Raw genomic sequence first — 20,529 nt, forward strand, 5'->3', positions numbered from 1 at the left:
CCTTAGTGGCAACCACTTCCGGTTGCGCATGTTGAGGGATCCCCCATGGAAGAGATGGAACAAAACGTCCAAGAGAGTCTAAAACTGATGGAGGGGCTGACGCAGAAGGGGATCGACATGACCCTCAGCTACGGCCCCAAGCTGATGCTGGCCATCATTGTCCTGCTGATGGGGCTGTGGTTTATCCGCGGCCTGGTGAAGGTGGTGGACAAGTCGATGGACAAGGCCAACGTCGACATCACCCTGCAACGCTTCCTGCTCAGCATCATCAGCGTCGGCCTCAAGTTCGTGCTGGTAGTGATCTTCGCCTCCATGATCGGCGTCGAGACCGCCTCTTTGGTGGCGATGCTGGGTGCCGCCGGCCTGGCCATCGGCCTGGCCCTGCAGGGCAGCCTGGCCAACTTCGCCGGCGGGGTGCTGATCCTGCTGTTCAAGCCGTTCAAGTTCGGCGACGTCATCGAGGCCCAGGGCTTCCTGGGACGGGTGCACGAGATCCAGATCTTCAACACCATACTGCTGACCATGGACAACCAGAAGGTGGTGATCCCCAATGGCCTGCTCTCCAACGGCTGCGTCAAAAACCTGTTCAGCGAGCCGACCCGTCGGGTGGATCTGACCTTCGGGATCAGCTACGACGACGACATCGCCATCGCCAAGGAGGTGCTGGCCAAGGTGATCGGCGAGGACAGTCGCATCCTCAAAGATCCCGAACCGGAGATCTACGTCAGCGCCCACGCCGACAGCTCGGTCAACCTGCTGGTGCGCCCCTGGGTCAACTCCGACGACTACTGGCCGGTCTACTTTGATCTTATCGAGCGGGTGAAGATCGCCTTCGACCACAACAACATCACCATCCCCTTCCCCCAGCGGGATGTACACCACCACGGCCTCTCGCCGCACCTGCTGGGCACCGACGACGCCTGACCAAAAAAAGCCCGCCGATTGGCGGGCTTTTTGATGGGGCTGCGGGCTCAGCGACGGGCGTCGATGGCGGCCTTGACGCCGGCGGCGTAAGCCACGTCCGCCTGGCGGAAGTGCTCCAGCATCTTCTCCTGCACCTCACCGCTGGCCTGGCTCAAGGTGGCGGCGATGGTGTCGAACAGCGCCTGCTGCTGGTCGGCGTTCATCAGTCGGAACAGATCCCCGGCCTGGGCGTAATCGTCCTCCACCGTCTTGTCGTAGCGGTCCATGGCGCCGGCCAGGTCCATCGGTGGCTCGGCGTACTGGGCCTGCTGGGCCGCCCCGCCCTGGGTGTTGGGGCCGTAGTTGACGTCCCCGGCGCTGCCCGCTGCACTGCCGTGGAAGGGGCAGCCGGTGCCGGCCATGGCACCGCCACGCTGGTAGTGGTTGGGCTTGCTGGCGTGGGGGCAGTTCACCGGCAGCTGGTTGTAGTTGGTGCCCACCCGGTAGCGCTGGGCGTCGGCGTAGGCGAACAGCCGGGCCTGCAGCATCTTGTCCGGTGAGGCGCCCACCCCGGGCACCAGGTTGGAGGGCGCCAGGGCGGCCTGCTCCACCTCGTTGAAGTAGTTCTCGGGGTTACGGTTGAGCTCCAATACGCCGATCTCCATCAGCGGGTAGTCCTTGTGGGGCCACACCTTGGTGAGATCGAAGGGGTTCAGGTGGTATTGCTCGGCGTCCGCCTCCGGCATGATCTGCACTTTTACTGCCCACTTGGGGAAGTCGCCGTCTTCGATGGCGGCAAAGAGGTCCCGCTGGGCGTGGTCCGGATCGATCCCCTTGAGCTGGTCCGCCTGCTCGTTGGAGAGGTTCTTGATCCCCTGCAGCGTCTTGAAGTGGAACTTGACCCAGAACCGCTCGCCCTTGTCGTTCCACAGCGAGAAGGTGTGGCTGCCGTAGCCGTTCATATGGCGGTAGGTGGCCGGAATGCCCCGGTCGGACATCAGGATGGTCACCTGGTGCAGCGCCTCCGGGTGCAAAGACCAGAAGTCCCACATCGCCTGAGGGTTTTTCAGGTTGGTCTTGGGATCGCGTTTCTGGGTGTGGATAAAGTCCGGGAACTTGATGCCGTCACGCAGGAAGAACACCGGGGTGTTGTTGCCGACGATGTCGTGGTTGCCGTTGGCGGTGTAGAAGCGCAGGGCAAAGCCGCGGGGATCCCGCTCGGCGTCGGCGGAGCCGGACTCGCCGCCCACGGTGGAGAAGCGCAGGAAGGTCTCGGTCTTTTTGCCCACACCGCGGAAGTGATCTGCGATGCTGTACTCGGACAGGTCCTTGGTCAGGGTAAAGGTGCCGTAGGCGCCGGAGCCCTTGGCGTGCACCACCCGCTCTGGGATCCGCTCGCGGTTGAAGTGGGCCAGCTTCTCAATCAGCTGCCAGTCCTGCAGCATCAGGCCGCCACGGGCGCCGGCGGACAGGCTGTTCTGGTCGTCGGCGATGGGGGCGCCGCTCTGGGTGGTCAGTCGTTCAGTCATGGGGGGTGTCCTCACAGTGTGCCCCGGCTCGGGACGCTATCCAGTCGTACAGGCCATACCACATGGCGGGCCTCCTCTTTAATCTCTAAAACCGATAATAGACATCACCACCAATCGCATCCAACAGAGTTGAAAGGTCATCCTGTTCGCTTTTTACGATTACCAATCTTGATTTAAATCAAGGAAAACAGGCCCACTTTCTGTCGGGCACAAAAAAGCCCGCCGAAAGGCGGGCTTATGGCGGAACCGTCGGGCTCAGCTTTCGTGGTAGCTGCCGTCCCAGTCGCCGTAGTTGGCGTCACCGGCCAGCACCGTCAGCTCAGGGGCCTGGCCAAAGGTGTTGCTCAGCACCTCGGTCACCGCCGCCACCACCGCGTCGACGCTGCTCTGCTCGGTGTAGTAGCTCACCGCCACGTGGAAGCGATCGTTGAAGTAGGCGATGAACAGGTCCCACCCCTGGTCGATCTGCAGCTCGGTCAGGGCCAGGTCCAGGGCATCGAACTTCTCGATGTCGGCGGCAAAACGGAACTCCACACAGGTCTCAGCGAAGGGGCCCAGGGCGTACTTCTTCAGGTGACGGGCCTTGTGATGGGACTTGATGGCCGGTTTGGCCAGTTCAGGCACGGCGATGATCGACATGATGGTTCCTCAGGGTCAGGCCGGGAGATCGGCGGATGGCGGCAGAGTACGCCACTCCCGGACGGACCGCAAGAAATCCGCTTCACACCCCGCAAAGCCAGCCGGTTCGAGGGCAATGCAAACGCCTTTGCGACGCGCTCGTATTTCCGCCCCGTTTGGGATCCCACCCTGTGCAGGTGATGAGCAAAGAGTTTTCTCTGCCCCGAAACCCTGCCCCGTTTATTTCTGTTTTCGCATTCGGAAATTGTGGGCCCAAGTGTCGCTCGTATTTTGTTCAGGCGAAAAGATCACCCCCCGATAACAATTGCGGCACCCCCTGATAAAGCTTGGCGAAACCTCTTTTCTTTTCTGCCCCAAATGGGCCACGGCGATCCCCCGAAGGGGGTTTTCTTGGTCCCCCTCACGAGGGCCCTTCACGATTTGCCCGCCCGAGCGGCGCTTCGGACACTGTATGAGCTGAAAAAGCACTCCTAATACAAAAAAATGCAGAGAGAGATGATGAATATGGGCAAGATTACGCGTTTCAGTGCCCTGGCAGCCGCCTGCCTTCTGGGCCTGGCCGGTTGTGACGGTAAAGACGGACGGGACGGCGCCGATGGTGAGGACGGCGCACCGGGGGCCCCTTGGGAGCCGCCGGTGATCACCACCTCCGCCAGCGCCCAGGTGCTGGATTGGCACTTCGGTGACGGCTACGTTCAGGCCCAGGTCGAGGTGCTGAACCAGGACGGTGTCGGGGTGGACAACATGGCCCAAATCGAAGTGGTGGCCACCGTGGTCGACAGCGACGGTCAACTGCACACCACCTTGCGGGAAACTTACAAGGCCACCGACGAGCAGCCCATTGGGGAGCTCGAGTACCAGGGTGAGGGCGTCTACACCATCACCATGCCCTTCGAGGCCGCCACAGCCACCGCCAGCGGCAACGGCTACGTCCGTCCCGGCAACATCAACTTCCCCCGCACCAAGCGGGTGATGCTGCCTTTGGACGCCGCGGTGGCCACCACCGACGACGCCAAGTGCGTGGCCTGTCACGGCGACTTTACTGCCGCCAGCGGCAACAGCACCTGGGGCTGGCACCAGCATCACCACGCCCTGGACAACGACGGTGAGGTGGTGATCGTCGAGGCCTGCATGACCTGCCACACCCACACCGAGGCCCAGGACGGCGGCTACGCCATGAACACCATGGCGATGATTGGCCACGGCAAGATGGCCGACGGCGAAGGGGGCAAGGTGTCCAAGGGTCACGCGGCGCTGTGGGGCAACTACTCCATGGACATGAAGCGCTGCTCCACCTGCCACATGGATGACGTGGTGTTCAGCGCCACCATCAACGGCTGTGTCACCTGCCACAGCAACCTGATGGACCCGGATCGCGACGGCCACAACCACAGCAGCTACACCAACGCCGACTGTGCCGCCTGTCACGACGAGGGCAACTTCAAGTACTACGAGCATCAGAACGGCGCCGCCCGTGACGAGGCCTTGAACCGCTACGACGTGGAGCTGCTCTCCATCGTCCGCAGCGCGGACAAGAGCACCGTCGAGGTGACCGTCTCCGCCATCGACGCCGACGGCAACACCGTCGACCTGGCCAACCTGGCCCCGGTGGAGGGGGAAACCAGTGCCGACACCCCCCGTGGCTGGGCCACGGTGATGAAGCACGGCGAAGCCTTCCTGCCCGGCCGTGACGCCGGCCACGTGGCCCGCTCCCAGGCCATCGTCGACAACGGCGACGGCAGCTTCACCTACCTGGTGACCCATGTGGCCGCCTACGAGGAAGACGAAGTGCTGGTGGGGGGCATCGACGGCCGCATCTACTACGGCGGAGGCAGTCGCGCCCCCATCACCGTCTCCAACATCCACGAGGTGCGCCGCACCGGTGCCGATGGCGCCAAGTGCCTGTCCTGCCACACCGAGGGCCTGGATGGTCACGGCAGCCAGCGGGGCGGTGAGCTGGGCGGTGACGCCTGCACCCAGTGCCACAGCGCCTACAACTGGGAGCACAGCAAGGCGGGTCTGGACCGGGTGCAAGCCTGGGGTCCCTTCATGCACAGCATCCACACCGGCAGCTACTACGAGGATCGTGACGTCACCATGCCCACCACCGACCGCAACAAGAAGGTGGAGTGCGTGGCCTGTCACACCGGTGAGATCAACCTGGAGAACGTGGCACCGGCGGTGGTCTTGAGCGGGCTGACCGAAGACAGCGTCTACGGCATCACCCCCATCTCCGCCACCTGCGCCAGCTGCCACACCAGCGTTCAGGCCAAGGCCCACATGAGCCACCAGGGCGGTGATTTCAATGTGCCCGTGGCCCCGGCCGGCATGCACAGCGGTGAAAGCGGTGACTTCGCCCTGTTCGACCCCGCCCCGGCGGTGGAAGCCTGTGCCGTCTGTCACAAGCCGGACCGCATCGCTGAGGCGCACCAGTACGTTTATTGATGCCGACCCTGCATAGGCATCGAAAGGGCCCCTCGGGGCCCTTTTTTTGAACCCTTAGCCCCCTTCCCCCTGCTCAGGCCGGGCCGGGCCAGGCCCACAACCCGTCTCCGGCTAAGCCAAGGCCCGCTTTCCCAAGCCCCCTCACCCAAGCCCGCCACCGGGGCCGCCAACCCCGCTCCAGCACCGTCCTGGCCTTATAGGCGGCCTACCCCCCTCCGGTTTCCTGGCGGGCGCCAACGGCCCGGTGAGCGGCCCCCTGAGCGGCCCTGGCAATCGGTCGAACCCTGAACGGGCCGTCTATGGCTAGGTCAATGGCGTGGTCGCTGGCGCGGCCGCGGGAGGGCAGGTGCTTGATGGGGGCCTGGATGCCCATAAGGGGTAGGGGCAGAGAGAGGTTTAACGATTGCGGGGCACAAAAAAAGCGCCACACCGAAGTGTGGCGAAGGTCTTCTGGACGGAAGCCGGTGTCAGGATTTGGCGGTCCCGTGATGCTCCTGATGGCGCACTCGGGTCTCTGGCTGGGTTGCCCGTCCCGCCTGCCACCACTCCCAGAGTCCTCGCGCCAGCCCCAGCAGCACCAAAGGCATGACGATAAAGACAACCAGGTAGAGGAACAGGTAGGGCAGTGTTACGGCGAAAAAGGTGCCTAAACTCATGGTCTCCTCCCTGTGGTCACGGCGCCGGGTGACCCCGGCCTTCACTTGTTATTAGACCCGAATGGCGGGGGAAATAAATGGGTTGGCGGCAAAGTTGCCGAATGGGTGATCCCCGCCCCGCCGATGCTGCAACGGGCAATTCTCCCTGGCCCAATCGGGGAATCTGGCCGCCGTCGGTACGCCCCTTTCGTGCCTGTTTCCCGGCCCCCGGCGCGGGCCCCTCAGGCACAAAAAAAGGCCCCCGGAGGGGCCTTGTTCATCTGCAGGGAATTCAGAGGCGTTATGCCCCTGGTCTGGGCACCTTACTGGCGCTCAAACACGTGGTACTTGTCGATGCCAAAGGTCTTGCCCTCGGCGTGACAAACGGCGCAGGACTCGGCCGCAGTGGTCTGGTACCACAGCGGGTCAGCCACCGCGTTCACCTCACCACCGTTCTGCTCCATGTGGCTCAGGGCCGCGTCGGAGCTGTGGCAGGCGTAGCAGTTGGCGGTGACCGGCGTGGTCATCACACCGCGGGTGCCACCGTTGAGGGCACGAGACAGCATGTACTGAGTGGGGATGGCGTACAGATCCACACCCTCGGCGTGACAGGCCACGCAGTTCTCAGCGTTCAGCTTGGTCGCGGAGTTGGCATCGTCGGTGCCGATGCCGCTGCCCACACCCCAGTGCATGGAGTGCACCATGGGACCGAAGGCCGGAGCGGAACCACCGGAGGAGCGGTTCTGACCGTTGTTGTGGCAAGCCACACAGTCCCAGCCGCCGTTCTGGTAGCTGCCGTTCTTGTGGTAGTTGGTCTCGCTGTTGTGACAGGTGGTGCAGCTGTCGGCGGTCACCGCGTGGCGACGGTCGAACTCGCTGACCTCGGTGAAGACCGGCGCGGTCACCCCGGCGTCGAAGTAGTCGGTGGAGACCACTTCGGAGTAGGTGGTGAAGGAGACGCCATCTTTACCGTCGTCATCGATCCAGCCAGTCTGCGGGAAGGTCACCCGGGTGCTGGCCAGGAAGTTGCCCTGGGTAAAGTCGGTACCGTCGCTGCCTTCAATCGCCAGCAGCTCGGGGAAGCAGATGGAGCGGGTGCCGTCGGCACGCTCAACGTACTGCTCGGAACCGCGAGCGATGGCGCGACCGGTAATGCCCTTGGCATCGCTGTCGTAGCCGTGGATGTAGGCACCGGCGTAGGTCAGATCGTGGGCAGCGTACATCTCACCGATGTTCAGCTGAATGTCATCGCCATCGGCGACAATTTCAAACAGCTTCAGATCGGTACAGACTGCACCCACGCTGGTGTCAGGCCAGGTCACCGCCGCATCGAAGTAAGGCATGGAGGTGGTGGTGTAGTGGCCATCACGGATCTCCGCAATCTCAGTCAGCGCCGCCTTGTTGGCGTGGATGGCGCGGATGTCGAAGTTGGGATCGGTGTTGGGGCTGACCGGACCCACCGGCGCACCGGGGTTGTGACAGTCGACACAGCCCGGACCGGCGATGGAGGTGTTGATCGGGGTATCGGTGTGACAGGTGGTGCAGTTGAGCACGTTGAAGTCACGCTCGAAGCCGGGCACCTCGTTCTTCTCGACGTGGAAGACGTGGGCGATCTTGGACAGGGTGGCGTTGGCGTAACCGCCGTTGTCATCCGCCCGGGAGGCGCTGTTGTGGCACACCAGGCAGCCGGCCACCAGGTCGGTCTCGCCTTCGAGATCCATGGCGGTGTAGCTGGCGTGACGGCGGGTGCCGGCGGCGTAGTCCACGTGACAGGCCTGACAGGCCTCAGTGGTGGTGCTGTGGGACATCTCAGGCTTGTCCACCACCAGCGGGTTGGAGCGGACGATGGGGCCGGAACGGTCACCGACGCGCAGCCAGAGGATCCCCTCTTCACCGGCGGTCACGTGCTCCATCGGCAAGGTGAAGGTGTACTGGCCCGGCTCATCCATCTCCAGGGTCGCGCCCTCGGTGGACATGCTGCCGTAGCCGCCGTTGGTGCCCTCGTCGGTGCGGCTCAGGATAAAGCCTCGCTCGGTCAGGGCGGCAAACTTGCCTTCGGCCGCTTCCAGGCCCACCACCAGGGTGCCCTCCTGGTCGGTCACTTCGAAGCTGTAGACCACCTGGCCCTCTTCAACCGCGTAGTTGAGCAGCTCAATGTGGGTGCTCTCGGTGGCTTCTACCGTCGGCGGCGGCGCGCCTTCGCCCGGGGGTCCCGGTTCGCCCGGTGCGCCATCGGCGCCGTCTTTACCGTCGTCAGCACAACCTGCGACCGCCATGGCGGCGGCCACGATCAAAGCAAGGTGTGGCTTCCTGAGTTGTTTCATCATCACTCCCAATATTTTTATTCCAAGTGCGTCTGCACCCGCGGTTGAACATACGAGGGAATGGCGGGGGGAAGTATGCGTCAGCTCACCAATTTAACCGCGGATAACGGATAATGATGTTATTTTAAATGAAAGGTTATTTTTGGGTAACCTGCTGCGACAGCCTGTCCCGAACAGAACAAAACGCCATTCAGGCCGGGCAAAAACGGGATCAAATTTTTCGAACCTTTTTGAGAATTGCCACATCTGAAATTTGCTACACACAAATAATGATATTTACCCCCCATCTTTGAAAGTCCTACCATTCGATAACATCGAGGATAACGAATCGGCCACGCTCCCTGACCCCCGACGACCGCAATCGCCAGCATATTAAATCGGTATATCTGGCGCGCCACTTCGCTTTTCCCGAATGCTCTCGCTGGCAAATTTACCGGCGCGTCACAAAAAAAAAGCCACACCGAGGTGTGGCTTTGGGGTGAAGCGCCAGGCGCTTCGTCTGAGGCGCGTCCTTGCGATGAGCTTCCTTTATTGGGTTGCCAGGCTCAGTGGCAATTGGCACAGCCGCTGTTGGCGTCGTGCTCCTCGTGGGTGATGTGGCAGTCGGTGCACTCCATTATGCCAGCGTGGTCGGCGTGCATCCCCCCCAGGGCCGCCAGATCCCCGTGGCACTGGATGCAGGTCTCGTTCTCGTACGCCAAATCTTCCGAGGGCACCCCCTGGTCGTGGCAGGCGTCGCAGCCGGCCATGTCGGTGTGGGTATCGGCGATGGGCGCGGCCCAGGCGGACAGGGGCAGGCACAGGGCCAGGGTCATCAGGAATTTCTTCACAGTCAGTCCTTATTTTTCTTGGATTAAGCCACGGTCATCTGACCGGCGTAGAGAATGAAGTGACGCAGGGCGAACACCCCGGTCAAACTGAGCAGACACAGGGCGGCGACAAAGCCGGCGTGGCCGGTGAGCCGCGGGGGCAGGGTCCACTGCAGCACCCAGGGCAGCACCATGCCGCAGAACACCACCAGCACCCAGAACACCATCGACCAGAAGTCGCCCATCAGGGCCACCCGGGCCGCTTCGGCGCTGGCGCCGCCGGCGAACACCAGGCCAAGGAAGAAGGCGATCAGCAGGAAGATCTCCGTGGCCAGCACCGGCTTTTCGATGGTATGGACAAAGTGAATGTCCTGGCTGTGGGCCGACTCTTTAAAGCAGAGCAAGCTGAACAGTATGGTGGCCGCCGCCCCGGAGGAGACCCCGGAGACCAGGAAGAGCACCGGCAGCACCGGGTTGTTGAGCAGCGGGAACCCTTTGAGGGCGGAGAGCAGGAAGCCTGTGTAGGCCCCCAGCGCCACCGCCAGGATCAGCAGCACGCTCTGCATCTTGCCCTCTTGGGCCTTGATGAGATCCAGCCCCTTGCCCAGCCAGGGCAGACGGCGGCCGAACAGCATCAGGGGTTGGTGGAACAGCGCCGCCATATAGAGGAAGAGCACCACGATGTAGACCGACAGCACCATCACCCCCCAGAACATCACCGAGGTGGGGTTCCAGTAGATCATCATCTTCCAGAACTCCAACGGTTTGGTCAGGTCGATGATCAGGATCCCCAGCCCGAGGATCACCGCCAGGGGGGCGATCAGGGCCATGGATTTGATGATGCCACTGTCGGCCACCACCAGCCCCTTGTACTCCCGGTAACGCTTGACCGCCACGGCCACCATCACCGCACCGGCGGACACCCCCGCCAGGAAGAGGTAGATGGCGATGGGCCAGGGCCAGACCATGGTGTCGAAGTTGAGCACCGCATTGATGGACGAGTTCATCAGATCACCTCCCCTCGGCCGTGAGGCACTTTGTACAGCTTGGGCCGGGTGCCCAGGTCCACCTTGTCTCGGTAGGTCTGGTGGGCCCGCAGCAGGTTGACGATGTCGCTGTTCGGGTCATTGAGATCGCCGAAAGTCAGCGCCTTGGTGGGGCAGGCCTCGACGCAGGCCGGGGGCAGACCGGCGCTCAGCCGGGTCTTGCGGCACAGGTCGCACTTGTCCACCGCCTTGGTCACCGGGTCGACGTAGCGCACCCGGTAGGGGCAGGCGGCGATGCAGTACTGGCAGCCGACGCACTTGTTGGCCACCACGTCCACCACCCCGTCTTCGTCGCGGAAACAGGCGCCGGTGGGGCACACCGCGATGCAGGCCGCGGTTTCGCAGTGCACGCAGCTTTCGCGGTCGAAACGGTAGTGGGTCTCCTCCCCCTCACCGAAGGGGCCGGTGCGGACGATGTTCAGCCGGGTCACCCCCTCGGGGACGTCGTTGGTCTGGCGGCAGGCCTGGACACAGGCCTCGCAACCGATGCAGCGGCGCTGATCGAAGGCCAGGGCCAGGTTGCGCCCCTCGCTGCTGGCCTGGGCGCCGCAGCCGGTCAGGGTCAGCACCGGGATCGCCAGGCTGCCGGTGACCAGAAACTCTCTACGGGATAGGCTCATTGCTCCCCCTCCTCGCTTAACAGGCTGTGGCAGTCCACGCAGGCCTGGGTGCGGCCGGCGTCGTCCAGGGTGCTCATGGGGTCCGTTTCCGGGTGCAGCTGGTGACAGCTGGCACAGGGCAGGACCGGCCGGTGCACATCGTGGGTCCAATCCGCTTCCCGCAACTTGGCGTCACGATGGCAGGTGGTGCACTGGGCGTTTTGCTCTGCCAGGGGGGTTTTGCTGTCCTGGCCGAAATAGACCAGGGCCGCTTTGTTTCTCGGGTGTCCATCCTGTTCGCCGTGGCAACGGACGCAACTGAGGCCGTTGGCCCCAATTTGGCCGTGGACACCTTCCATGGTGCCGTTGCGCTTATGGCAACGCAGGCAGGACTCGTCGGAGGCGATGGCCGGGCCGGACAACGCCAGCAAGGCCATCACGGGCAGTAGTAAGGATTTGCTCATCTTTTCCTCATACAACACTGAGGGCGCCCGAAGGCGCCCGGGATCCGGTTCAGATACGCACCGCACCGGCGGCCCCTTGGGGCGCCTTGGCTTGCTCTTCACTCTTGAAGTGCTCGTACCCGGCTCGAACCACACCCGCGATCACCACCGGCAGACCGATAAAGACCACGAAGAAGAGGAACAGATAAGGAACAACTACAGTCAAAAACATACCGAAGCTCATAGTAACCTCCTGGTTATTAACGGGGAGAATCAAATGGGTTATTCCCAATCCCCGAGTTAATTATTAGGAGTTAATTGGCCTCGGATTATTGATCTAAATCATTTTGCATTTCTGACTGATAATTTTCATAAAAGAACTTAGAGGCGCATTCCAATTGCACAAAACCTAAAGTTCATATTGAAATTTATGAAAATCGAAGAATAAAAATGAATATTTTGAAAACGGCAATTTCGAGAGCAAAACACTCACATCTCACTAAACATCATCATAACAACCCAGCTCACAGAAAAAACATTCTTTCGATGGCTTAGATTTACGTGAGCTGTCACGAATGGTATATCCTGATAAGAAAAATTATGAACTCTTGCTCTGCAGCAAGATTTCTTTCCATCTAATCAGCTACTTTTCAATTCGGGACATCCGCATTTGGGAATTAAGGGAGCGGTTTATGGACAAATTGAGAGACATCAACTTATTTACCATTCGCGTTTTTGTGATGGTGTATGAGTCACTTAACTCCCTGTCGGTGGCCAACTCACTGAACGTGGCCCCCTCCAAGGTCAGCCGCTGTTTGGGGGCCCTGCGCCACGCCCTGGGGGACCAGCTGTTCATTCGCCGCCAATACGGCTTTGAGCCCACCCCCACCGCCGACAAGCTCTATCCCTATTTTCAGCAGATCATGTGTCTGGCCGGTCAGGTGTGCCAGAGCGCCGGCGACCAGCCGAGCCAACAGCAACACTACATCGTCTACGCCCCGGCCACCCTCTCCTGCAAACTGGCCTCGGAGCTCAAGCGCCACGCGGTGCTGAAGCAGCAGGAGCTCTCCCTGAGCGTGCGGCCGCTCTCCGCCAGCGGCCCGGACGACATCCTCCAGGGCCGGGCAGATCTGATGCTGAGCTTCAAGCCCAGCGAGAAGGAGCGGCTGGAGTCGCGCTTTATCGCCACCGGCGAGCGGTTGTTCGTGGTGGCCCGGGATGAGCACCCCATCTGGCACCGGCCCGCCAACAACATGCTGGACGCCATCATCAACTACCCCTTCCTGGTGACCGAATGCCCGGCCTTCAACGACCGCATCGATCCCCTGGAGCTGTACGCCATGGACCACGGCCGTCAGCTGAAGATCGCCGGCAAGGCGGGGGTGCTGTCGGAGGTGAGCGATTACCTGATGGAGAGCGACGCCATCACCTTTATCGGCGCCCGCCAGGCGGCGGAGTTCATGCAGCACATCCCCGGGGTCAGCATCCGCGAGATGTCGGAGCCGGAGTTTGCCCTGCTCCACGACCGCTGCCCGCCCCCCAAGTACTACGCCATTCGGCGCAAGGAGGACGGGGCCTTGCCGGACTGGCTGCTGGAGTGCGTCTGTGAGCTGGTGACCCAGTCGGTCACCCGTCCGGCCAAACTGCACCAAAGTGGCGCAAGTGACATATTTGTGTCACACAATGCCCCTACCATGGCCAGCCTCTGAGCCATTTGTGTGGGAGTCTGCCCAAGTTGTCCGCCTTTGTTATCGCCCCGTTGCGCCCCCTGTTCGCCCGTTTGCGAGCGGCCCGGCGCGCCAAGGCCCGCCGCCAGCGGGTCAAGCAGCTGGCCAGCCGGGTGCAATGGCTGGACCAGCGGCTGCCGGCCCAGCCCGAGCAGAGCGTCCAGGCCCGCTACTGCAGCCTGGGCTACGGTCTGCTGGAGCGTGGCTCGGCGCTGCTGGTGCTCTGGTCTGAACGGCCGGGGCCGGCCCTGGATGCTCCGCTGCGCCAGTGGCACCAGGAGTACGACCGACTCCACACCGAAGTGACCGCGTAAGCGCGCAGGCGACCCAGCAAAAAGCCCGGCCAATTGGCCGGGCTTTTTCATGGCTGAAGTGATCCTCAGTCCTGGTAAGCGTCCATGGGGACACAGGCGCAGAACAGGTTGCGGTCGCCAAACACGTCATCGATGCGGTTGACCGTGGGCCAGAACTTGTTGGCCCGCACCTCTTCGACCGGGAACACCGCCTGCTCGCGGCTGTAGGGGCGCGCATCGAAGGCCGGGTCCATGATGTCGTCCAGGGTGTGGGGGGCGTTGCACAGCGGGTTGTTGTCCGCCGGCCACTCGCCGCGGCCCACCTTGGCGATCTCCTCACGGATGCTCACCATGGCGTGGATAAAGCGATCCAGCTCCGCCTTGGACTCGGACTCGGTGGGCTCCACCATCAGGGTGCCGGCCACCGGGAAGCTCATGGTGGGGGCGTGGAAGCCGTAGTCCATCAGACGCTTGGCCACGTCCATCTCGGTCACCCCGGTCTCCTCCTTCAGCGGGCGCATGTCGATGATGCACTCGTGGGCCACCCGATCGTTGCGGCCGGTGTAGAGGATGGGGAAGTGCTTGCCCAGCTCGGTGGCCAGGTAGTTGCCGTTGAGCATCGCCACCTGGGTGGACTCGGTCAGCCCGCGGCTGCCCAGCATCACGGTGTACATCCAGCTGATGGGCAGGATGGAGGCGCTGCCGTACTGGGCGGCGGACACCGCACCGTTGTCCTGGGTCTCTTCACCGGTCTTGACCACCGCGTGCCCGGCCAGGAAGGGGGCCAGGTGCGCCTTGACGCCGATGGGGCCCATGCCCGGGCCACCGCCACCGTGGGGGATGGCGAAGGTCTTGTGCAGATTGAGGTGGGAGACGTCGGAGCCGATGAGGCCCGGGGAGGTGACTCCGACCTGGGCGTTCATGTTGGCGCCGTCCATGTACACCTGGCCACCGTGCTGGTGGATGAGGTCACAGATGTCGCGGATCTGCTCCTCGTACACCCCGTGGGTGGAGGGGTAGGTGATCATGATGCAGGAGAGGCGATCGGAGAACTCCTCCGCCTTGGCCTTGAGATCCTCCATGTCCACGGTGCCCTCCTTGGTGCTGGCCACCACCACCACCTTGAGGCTGGTGAGCATGGCCGACGCCGGGTTGGTGCCGTGGGCAGAGCTGGGGATCAGGCAGACGTCGCGGTGGCCCTGGCCGATGGACTCCTGGTACTTCTTGATGGCCACCAGGCCGGCGTACTCACCCTGGGCACCGGAGTTGGGCTGCATCGACAGGGCGTCGTAGCCGGTGATGTCCAGCAGGTACTCGGAGAGGCTGTCCACCAGCTCCCGATAACCCTGGGCCTGCTCCTGGGGGCAGAAGGGGTGCAGGTTGGCCAGCTCCGGCCAGCTCACCGGCATCATCTCCGCGGTGGCGTTGAGCTTCATGGTGCAGGAGCCCAGGGAGATCATGGAGTGGTTGAGGGCCAGATCCTTGCCCTCGAGGCGGCGGATGTAGCGCAGCATCTCGGTCTCGGAGTGGTAGGCGTTGAACACCCCATGAGTGAGGATGGCGTCCTGGCGCACCAGGCTCTCCTCCAGCACGCTGTCCACCATGCCGTCGACGGCGTCCACGGTCAGGCCGTGATCCTCGCCCAGCACCACGTTCCACAGCGCAACCAGGTCGGCGGGGGTGGTGGTTTCGTCCAGGCTCACCCCCAAAGTGGTGGGCAGGTCGGTGCGCAGGTTGAGCTTGGCGGCCTCGGCGCGGGCCAGTACGGCGTCACGATCGGCGACGGCCAGGGTCAGGGTGTCGAACCAGCTGGAGTTGACCACCTTGACGCCTCGCTGCATCAGACCGGCGGCCAGCACCGAGGTGAGGCGGTGGGTGCGCTCGGCGATCTTCTTCAGCCCCTCGGGGCCGTGGTAGACGGCGTAGAAGGAGGCCATGTTGGCCAGCAGCACCTGAGCGGTACAGATGTTGGAGTTGGCTTTCTCGCGGCGGATGTGCTGCTCACGGGTCTGCATCGCCATGCGCAGGGCCGGCTTGCCCCGGGTGTCCTTGGACACGCCGATGATGCGGCCGGGCATGGAGCGCTTGTGGGCGTCGCGGGTGGCGAAGAAGGCGGCGTGGGGGCCACCGTAGCCCATGGGCACCCCGAAGCGCTGGGCGCTGCCGAACACCACGTCGGCGCCCCATTGGGCCGGGGCGGTCAGCTTGATCAGGGCCAGCAGGTCCGAGGCGACGCACACCAGGGCCTTCTTCTCATGGATGGCGTCCGCCAGCTTGCGGTAGTCGGCCACCTCACCAAACTGGTTGGGGTACTGCAGCAGGGCCCCGAAGATGTCGTGATCGGCGGCGGCCTTGGCCGGGCCCACCAGCACGGTCAGCCCCAGCTGCTCGGCGCGGGTTTTCACCACGTCCAGGGTCTGGGGGAAGACGTCGTCGGCCACAAAGAAGGTATCGGATTTCTTGTTCTTCGAGGTGCGCTTGGCCAGGGCCATCGCCTCGGCGGCGGCGGTGGCCTCGTCCAGCAGGGAAGCGGAAGCCAAGTCCAGGCCGGTCAGATCCATGGTCAGCTGTTGGAAGTTGAGGATCGCCTCCAAGCGGCCCTGGGCAATCTCCGGCTGATAGGGGGTGTAGGCGGTGTACCAGCCCGGGTTCTCCAACACGTTGCGCTGGATGACGTGGGGCACCAGGGTGCCGTAGTAGCCCATGCCGATGTAGCTCTTGCGCACCTCGTTCTTGCCGGCGATCGCCTTGAGGCGGGCCAGGGCATCGACTTCGGAGGTGGGCAGGCCGACGGCCAGCTCGCGGTCCAGGCGGATCCCCTCGGGGACGATCTGGGCGGTCAGGTCTTCCAGGCTGTCGGCGCCGACGGCGCTCAGCATCGCCTTCTGTTCGGCGGCATCGGGGCCAATGTGGCGGCGCAGAAACTCGTCGTGGGTGTCCAGTTGCGCCAGGGTCAACTTCTCGTTCATGGTTGACTGCTTCCTTAGGTACAGATATCCGATACAAACAAAGCCCCAATTGGGGCTTTGTTATTGTTTTTATTATTATTCTTCGTCGATGACGGCCTGGTAGCCTTCGGCATCCAGCAGCGCGGTCAACTCGGACTCGTCGCTGGCCTTGATGCGGAACAGCCAACCGTCGCCGTAGGGGTCGCTGTTGACCTGCTCCGGGCTGTCCTCCAGCTCCTCGTTGACCGCCACAACCTCACCGGTCAGCGGGCTGTAGACGTCGGAGGCGGCCTTCACAGACTCCGCCACGGCGCAATCTTCGCCGGCGTTCACTTCGTCGCCCACGTCCGGCAGCTCCACAAACACCATGTCACCCAGCAGTTCCTGGGCGTGCTCGGAGATCCCGATCGTGTAGGTGCCGTCGCCCTCGGCGCGGATCCATTCGTGGGAGTTGGTGAACTTCAGTTCAGACGGAATGTTGCTCATGTTGTCGATTCCCTATTAGCAAGATCAAAAGGCTTTCTGGCCATTACGGACGAAACTGGGCTTGATCACCTGGACCGCCACCCGCTTTTTGCGCATCTCTACTTCGGCGTCGCTGCCGATCCCCGCCGGCACCCGGGCCATGGCGATGGCGTGCCCCAGGGTCGGAGAGAAGGTGCCGGAGGTGATCACCCCTTCGCGCTCGTTGCCCTCGGCGTCGGTGAAGAACACCTTGAGGCCGGCGCGCAGCACCCCTTTGTCGGTCATCACCAGGCCCACCAGCTTGTCGGTGCCCGCCGCCTTGGCGGCCACCAGGGCGTCCCGGCCGATAAAGTCCCGCTCCGCCGGTTCCCAGGCCACGGTCCAACCCATGTTGGCGGCCAGGGGGTTCACCTCTTCGTCCATGTCCTGACCGTAAAGGTTCATCCCGGCTTCCAGGCGCAGGGTGTCCCGGGCGCCCAGGCCCGCGGGCTTGACCCCCGCCTCCAGCAGCGCCTGCCACAGTGCGGCGGCCTGCTCCTGGGGCACCACGATCTCGTAGCCGGCTTCACCGGTGTAACCGGTGGTGGCGATAAAGAGATCCCCGCTCTGCACGCCGAAGAAGGGCTTCATCCCCGCCACGGCGGCGTTCTGCTCGGCGCTGAACACGGCGGCGGCCTTGGCCTTGGCCTCGGGGCCCTGGACGGCGATCATCGCCAGCTCCGGACGCTCGGTGATGGTCACTTCGTAGGCCTGGGCCTGGCGGCCGATCCACTCCAGATCTTTGATCCGGGTGGCGGAGTTCACCACCAGGCGGTAGTGGGTGTCGGAGAGATAATAGGTGATGAGATCGTCGATCACGCCACCGCGCTCGTTGAGCATGCCGCCGTAGAGGGCCTTGCCGGGCACGGTGAGTTTGGCCACGTCGTTGGCCAGCAGTTTGCGCAGGAACGCCTGGGCGTCGGCGCCCAGCACGTCCACTACCGTCATGTGGGAAACGTCGAACATGCCGGCGTCCTGGCGCACCTGGTGGTGCTCCTCCACCTGGGAGCCGTAGTGCAGCGGCATCTCCCAACCGTGGAAATCCACCATTTTTGCACCGGATTCCAGATGCTTATCGTAGAGTACAGTCTTGCTTGCCATATCGGTTCCTTGGAAAGGCTACAGCGGCGACCTTCACACCGGGCGACCGCCCTGGGCGCTGGATCACATTGTTCTTTTTCGGCGCATTATACCGATCACAAAGTCTTTGTATACAATTCATCCGCTCGTTAGCGGTTCCATGAAACATGACTCTGTAATCCCAATCCCAGCGCGTGGCTGAGCAGCCGTTTTTTCAGCGGCGCAGCATGATCCACCAGGTTGAGACCGAGATCCCGGATCCCCTTTTTCACCGGGTTGTTGCCGGCAAACAGCCAGCGGAAACCGTCCATCGCCGCCAGCATCTCCTGGGCCGCCGCCTTGCGGGCCCGGCCGTAGCGATTGAGCAGTTTGAGATCCCCCGGATCCCGCTCCTTGGCCTGGCTGAGCACCTCCACCAGGGTCTGGCTGTCGCCGAAGCCCAGGTTGACCCCCTGCCCCGCCAGCGGGTGGATGGTGTGGGCCGCATCCCCCATCAGCGCCAGGCGCGGCCGGACAAAGTCCCGGGCGTAGCGCATGGTCAGGGGGAACACCGCCCGCTCGGAGTCCAGGGTCAGGCTGCCCAGCCGGGTGTCGGTGGCCACGGTCAGCTGCTGACCGAAGCGCGCGGCGTCACACTGGCTCAGGGCCTCGGCCTGTTTGGGGGGCGACGACCAGACGATGGAGCACTGGTGGGGGTCCGCCAGGGGCAGCAGCGCCAGGGGGCCGTCCGGCAGGAACACCTGACGGGCCACCTGGTCGTGGGGCCGCTGGGTGCGGATGGTGGCCACCAGGGCGTGGTGGCCGTAATCGCGAAACACCAGGGGCACCTTGGCCTGCTCCCGCACCCAGGAGTGGGCGCCGTCCGCCGCCACCAGCAGGCGGGCGCTCAGCAGGGTGTCGTCCTCCAGGGTCAGCCAGGCTTCGCGCTCCCCCAGGGCCATCGCCTTGGGGGCACTGATGTACTGGGTCAGCCCGGGCTGGTCCTTGGCGGCCTGCCACAGGGCGTGGGCGATGGCGCGGTTCTCGATGATGTGGCCCAGGTTGGGCTCGTTGAGATCCGCCGCATCGAAGCCGATTTTGCCCAGGCTGTCCTTGTCCCACACCGCCATGGCGCCGTAGGGCCCCAGGCGCTCGGTGGGCAGACGCTGCCAGGCCCCCAACTCCCGCAACCAGCGCTCGCTGGCCCGGTTGATGGCGGAGACCCGCAGGTCCGGCTCGCCGCTGGGGGCTTCGGGACGGGCCCTGTCCACCACGGCCACCTGGAAGCCGGCCTTGGCCAGCCCCAACGCGGTGGCCATGCCCACCATGCCGCCGCCGACGATGGCGATGTCGACCGAACCGGTTTTCAACATGCCCCCTCCTGAATCTGTGCGCCTGTCATGGCTACCTCTTGTCGCTGCCGGGGGCACCGCCCCCGTGCCAGCCCATGGCCCCTTTGGCCAGGCCGGCTTTCAAATCGGGAAACAGGGCCAGCGTCAGCAGCCCCAGGTTGCGGCCCAGCGCCAGGGGGCGGGCTGCGCTTGAGAAGATCTTGACCAGGGCATCGGTGGCCCCGGTGACCCGGTCCCGGTCCGGCGCCCGCGCCTCGGCAAAGCCGCTGAGCAGGGCAAAGGCGCCAGGGTCCTCGTCGGCCAGCAGCGCCGCCTGCAGGCGGTCCGCCAGGGCCTCCACGTCCCGAAGCCCCAGGTTGAACCCCTGGCCGGCGATGGGATGGACGGTCTGGGCGGCGTTGCCCACCAGCACCGCTCTGTGGTGGGTGAGCTGCTCCGCCCTGCACAGGGCCAGGGGGTAGCTGGCCCGCTGGCCCACCTTGGTCAGGGCCCCCAGCCGGTAGCCAAACGCACTCTGCAGCTCGGCGAGGAACTCCGCCTTGGACAGCGCCAGGCGCCGCTCGGCCTCGTCGGGCGCCTGCACCCAGACCAGGGAGTAGCGCCGATCCACCATGGGCAGCAGCGCCAGGGGGCCCTGCTCAGTGAAGCGTTCGAAGGCGATACCGGGGTGATCCTCGGCGGTGATGTTGGCGATCAACGCCGTCTGGGGGTAGGGCTCGCGATTCAGCGCCAGGCCCAGGCCGGCGCGCACCCGGGAGCCGGTGCCGTCGGCCCCCACCACCAGACGGGCGCTCAGCCGGGCCCCGGAGTCCAGGGTGAGGTCCACCCGGTCGGCATGCTGGGTCAGTCCGGCCAGACCGTCGGGACAGTAGGTGTCCAGCCCCTCATGTCGGGCCAGGGCCTGCCACAGGGCCGGCCCTACCCGCTCCAGCTCCACCACCTGGCCCAGGGCCTCGACGCCGTACTCCTCGGCACTCATGGTGACGCCGCCGAAGTGGCCGCGATCGGAGACCTGGATCGACTGGATGGGTTGGGCGTGGGGGGCCAGGGCGGGCCACAGCGCCAGGCGGTCGAGCCGGCGGACCGAGCCCTCCGCCAGGGCGATGGCCCGGCTGTCGTAGCCCGGGTGGCCACCCTGGGCCACCGGTTGCGCTTCCACCAGGGCGATGGACCAGCGGCCGCCGTCGGGGCGACGCTGGTTGGCCAGGGCCAGGGCCAGAGAGGCCCCCGCCATGGCGCCACCGATGATGGCAATGTCGTACTGCTTTGCCATA

General features: G+C 64.0%; 18 protein-coding genes. 4 read left to right on the forward strand and 14 right to left on the reverse strand.

Annotated elements, in window-relative coordinates:
* Positions 1–45 precede the first annotated feature (45 nt).
* Positions 46–924, forward strand: coding sequence for a mechanosensitive ion channel domain-containing protein (locus tag KUV81_RS15790; protein WP_222544862.1), 879 nt, complete (start codon positions 46–48; stop codon positions 922–924).
* Positions 925–971: 47 nt separating this feature from the next.
* Here KUV81_RS15790 and KUV81_RS15795 read toward each other — a convergent pair whose 3' ends face one another.
* Positions 972–2,432: a catalase gene (locus tag KUV81_RS15795; protein ID WP_222544863.1), complete on the reverse strand. Its 1,461-nt coding sequence runs from the start codon at positions 2,430–2,432 to the stop codon at positions 972–974.
* A 255-nt stretch (positions 2,433–2,687) separates the two neighbouring features.
* The gene (locus tag KUV81_RS15800) at positions 2,688–3,071 is read right to left on the reverse strand and encodes a hypothetical protein (RefSeq protein WP_222544864.1); all 384 of its coding nucleotides are present in this window, start codon (positions 3,069–3,071) and stop codon (positions 2,688–2,690) included.
* Between the two features lie 504 nt (positions 3,072–3,575).
* Here KUV81_RS15800 and KUV81_RS15805 point away from each other — a divergent pair.
* The gene (locus KUV81_RS15805; protein ID WP_222544865.1) at positions 3,576–5,516 is read left to right on the forward strand and encodes a multiheme c-type cytochrome; all 1,941 of its coding nucleotides are present in this window, start codon (positions 3,576–3,578) and stop codon (positions 5,514–5,516) included.
* A 467-nt stretch (positions 5,517–5,983) separates the two neighbouring features.
* On the opposite strand, the gene KUV81_RS15810 is transcribed toward KUV81_RS15805, so the two are convergent.
* The 7 genes from KUV81_RS15810 to KUV81_RS15840 all read right to left on the reverse strand — a co-directional run bounded on the left by KUV81_RS15810 (position 5,984) and on the right by KUV81_RS15840 (position 11,616).
* Entirely contained in the window at positions 5,984–6,172 is a 189-nt protein-coding gene (locus tag KUV81_RS15810) for a hypothetical protein (RefSeq protein WP_222544866.1), read from the reverse strand.
* A 302-nt stretch (positions 6,173–6,474) separates the two neighbouring features.
* Positions 6,475–8,475 carry a multiheme c-type cytochrome gene (locus KUV81_RS15815; protein ID WP_222544867.1) on the reverse strand — a complete coding sequence of 667 codons (2,001 nt, stop codon included), beginning with the start codon at positions 8,473–8,475 and terminating at the stop codon, positions 6,475–6,477.
* A 545-nt stretch (positions 8,476–9,020) separates the two neighbouring features.
* Positions 9,021–9,305, reverse strand: a complete 285-nt coding sequence (locus tag KUV81_RS15820; RefSeq protein WP_222544868.1) for a cytochrome c3 family protein — start codon at positions 9,303–9,305, stop codon at positions 9,021–9,023.
* 23 nt (positions 9,306–9,328) lie between these two features.
* Complete coding sequence (gene nrfD, locus KUV81_RS15825) at positions 9,329–10,291, reverse strand: cytochrome c nitrite reductase subunit NrfD (protein WP_222544869.1); 963 nt, start codon at positions 10,289–10,291, stop codon at positions 9,329–9,331.
* Entirely contained in the window at positions 10,291–10,950 is a 660-nt protein-coding gene (locus KUV81_RS15830) for a 4Fe-4S dicluster domain-containing protein (protein WP_222544870.1), read from the reverse strand. The genes nrfD and KUV81_RS15830 overlap by 1 nt, the downstream gene beginning before the upstream one ends.
* Positions 10,947–11,393 (reverse strand): cytochrome c3 family protein, encoded by a 447-nt coding sequence (locus tag KUV81_RS15835; RefSeq protein ID WP_222544871.1) that lies wholly within the window; start codon positions 11,391–11,393, stop codon positions 10,947–10,949. The genes KUV81_RS15830 and KUV81_RS15835 overlap by 4 nt, the downstream gene beginning before the upstream one ends.
* A 49-nt stretch (positions 11,394–11,442) precedes the next feature.
* Positions 11,443–11,616: a hypothetical protein gene (locus tag KUV81_RS15840; RefSeq protein ID WP_222544872.1), complete on the reverse strand. Its 174-nt coding sequence runs from the start codon at positions 11,614–11,616 to the stop codon at positions 11,443–11,445.
* Between the two features lie 448 nt (positions 11,617–12,064).
* On the opposite strand from KUV81_RS15840, the gene KUV81_RS15845 reads away from it, so the two are divergent.
* Together KUV81_RS15845 and KUV81_RS15850 are read left to right on the forward strand one after the other, a co-directional pair.
* Entirely contained in the window at positions 12,065–13,081 is a 1,017-nt protein-coding gene (locus tag KUV81_RS15845) for a LysR family transcriptional regulator (RefSeq protein ID WP_222544873.1), read from the forward strand.
* Positions 13,082–13,107: 26 nt separating this feature from the next.
* A complete protein-coding gene (locus tag KUV81_RS15850) occupies positions 13,108–13,413 on the forward strand; it encodes a hypothetical protein (RefSeq protein WP_222544874.1) in 306 nt (101 codons plus the stop codon).
* Between the two features lie 65 nt (positions 13,414–13,478).
* Here KUV81_RS15850 and gcvP read toward each other — a convergent pair whose 3' ends face one another.
* The 5 genes from gcvP to ubiH form a co-directional block, all read right to left on the reverse strand.
* Positions 13,479–16,361, reverse strand: a complete 2,883-nt coding sequence (gene gcvP, locus KUV81_RS15855) for an aminomethyl-transferring glycine dehydrogenase (protein ID WP_222544875.1) — start codon at positions 16,359–16,361, stop codon at positions 13,479–13,481.
* Positions 16,362–16,436: 75 nt separating this feature from the next.
* Entirely contained in the window at positions 16,437–16,826 is a 390-nt protein-coding gene (gene gcvH, locus KUV81_RS15860) for a glycine cleavage system protein GcvH (RefSeq protein WP_222544876.1), read from the reverse strand.
* 24 nt (positions 16,827–16,850) lie between these two features.
* The gene (gene gcvT, locus KUV81_RS15865; protein ID WP_222544877.1) at positions 16,851–17,945 is read right to left on the reverse strand and encodes a glycine cleavage system aminomethyltransferase GcvT; all 1,095 of its coding nucleotides are present in this window, start codon (positions 17,943–17,945) and stop codon (positions 16,851–16,853) included.
* A 128-nt stretch (positions 17,946–18,073) separates the two neighbouring features.
* The gene (locus KUV81_RS15870) at positions 18,074–19,276 is read right to left on the reverse strand and encodes an FAD-dependent oxidoreductase (protein WP_222544878.1); all 1,203 of its coding nucleotides are present in this window, start codon (positions 19,274–19,276) and stop codon (positions 18,074–18,076) included.
* Between the two features lie 31 nt (positions 19,277–19,307).
* Positions 19,308–20,528 carry a 2-octaprenyl-6-methoxyphenyl hydroxylase gene (ubiH, locus tag KUV81_RS15875; protein ID WP_222544879.1) on the reverse strand — a complete coding sequence of 407 codons (1,221 nt, stop codon included), beginning with the start codon at positions 20,526–20,528 and terminating at the stop codon, positions 19,308–19,310.
* Position 20,529: the final 1 nt, after the last annotated feature.

The organism is Ferrimonas balearica (assembly GCF_019802085.1).
Lineage (GTDB): Bacteria > Pseudomonadota > Gammaproteobacteria > Enterobacterales > Shewanellaceae > Ferrimonas > Ferrimonas balearica_B.

Excerpts from the sequence above, each read along its gene's own strand:
- ubiH (WP_222544879.1), bottom strand. The coding sequence starts at position 20,528 with ATGGCAAAGCAGTACGACATTGCCATCATCGGTGGCGCCATGGCGGGG.
- KUV81_RS15805 (WP_222544865.1), top strand. The coding sequence starts at position 3,576 with ATGGGCAAGATTACGCGTTTCAGTGCCCTGGCAGCCGCCTGCCTTCTG.
- KUV81_RS15835 (WP_222544871.1), bottom strand. The coding sequence starts at position 11,393 with ATGAGCAAATCCTTACTACTGCCCGTGATGGCCTTGCTGGCGTTGTCC.
- KUV81_RS15815 (WP_222544867.1), bottom strand. The coding sequence starts at position 8,475 with ATGAAACAACTCAGGAAGCCACACCTTGCTTTGATCGTGGCCGCCGCC.
- gcvP (WP_222544875.1), bottom strand. The coding sequence starts at position 16,361 with ATGAACGAGAAGTTGACCCTGGCGCAACTGGACACCCACGACGAGTTT.
- KUV81_RS15810 (WP_222544866.1), bottom strand. The coding sequence starts at position 6,172 with ATGAGTTTAGGCACCTTTTTCGCCGTAACACTGCCCTACCTGTTCCTC.
- KUV81_RS15840 (WP_222544872.1), bottom strand. The coding sequence starts at position 11,616 with ATGAGCTTCGGTATGTTTTTGACTGTAGTTGTTCCTTATCTGTTCCTC.
- KUV81_RS15870 (WP_222544878.1), bottom strand. The coding sequence starts at position 19,276 with ATGTTGAAAACCGGTTCGGTCGACATCGCCATCGTCGGCGGCGGCATG.
- nrfD (WP_222544869.1), bottom strand. The coding sequence starts at position 10,291 with ATGAACTCGTCCATCAATGCGGTGCTCAACTTCGACACCATGGTCTGG.
- KUV81_RS15790 (WP_222544862.1), top strand. The coding sequence starts at position 46 with ATGGAAGAGATGGAACAAAACGTCCAAGAGAGTCTAAAACTGATGGAG.
- KUV81_RS15800 (WP_222544864.1), bottom strand. The coding sequence starts at position 3,071 with ATGTCGATCATCGCCGTGCCTGAACTGGCCAAACCGGCCATCAAGTCC.
- KUV81_RS15845 (WP_222544873.1), top strand. The coding sequence starts at position 12,065 with ATGGACAAATTGAGAGACATCAACTTATTTACCATTCGCGTTTTTGTG.
- gcvH (WP_222544876.1), bottom strand. The coding sequence starts at position 16,826 with ATGAGCAACATTCCGTCTGAACTGAAGTTCACCAACTCCCACGAATGG.
- KUV81_RS15795 (WP_222544863.1), bottom strand. The coding sequence starts at position 2,432 with ATGACTGAACGACTGACCACCCAGAGCGGCGCCCCCATCGCCGACGAC.
- KUV81_RS15830 (WP_222544870.1), bottom strand. The coding sequence starts at position 10,950 with ATGAGCCTATCCCGTAGAGAGTTTCTGGTCACCGGCAGCCTGGCGATC.
- gcvT (WP_222544877.1), bottom strand. The coding sequence starts at position 17,945 with ATGGCAAGCAAGACTGTACTCTACGATAAGCATCTGGAATCCGGTGCA.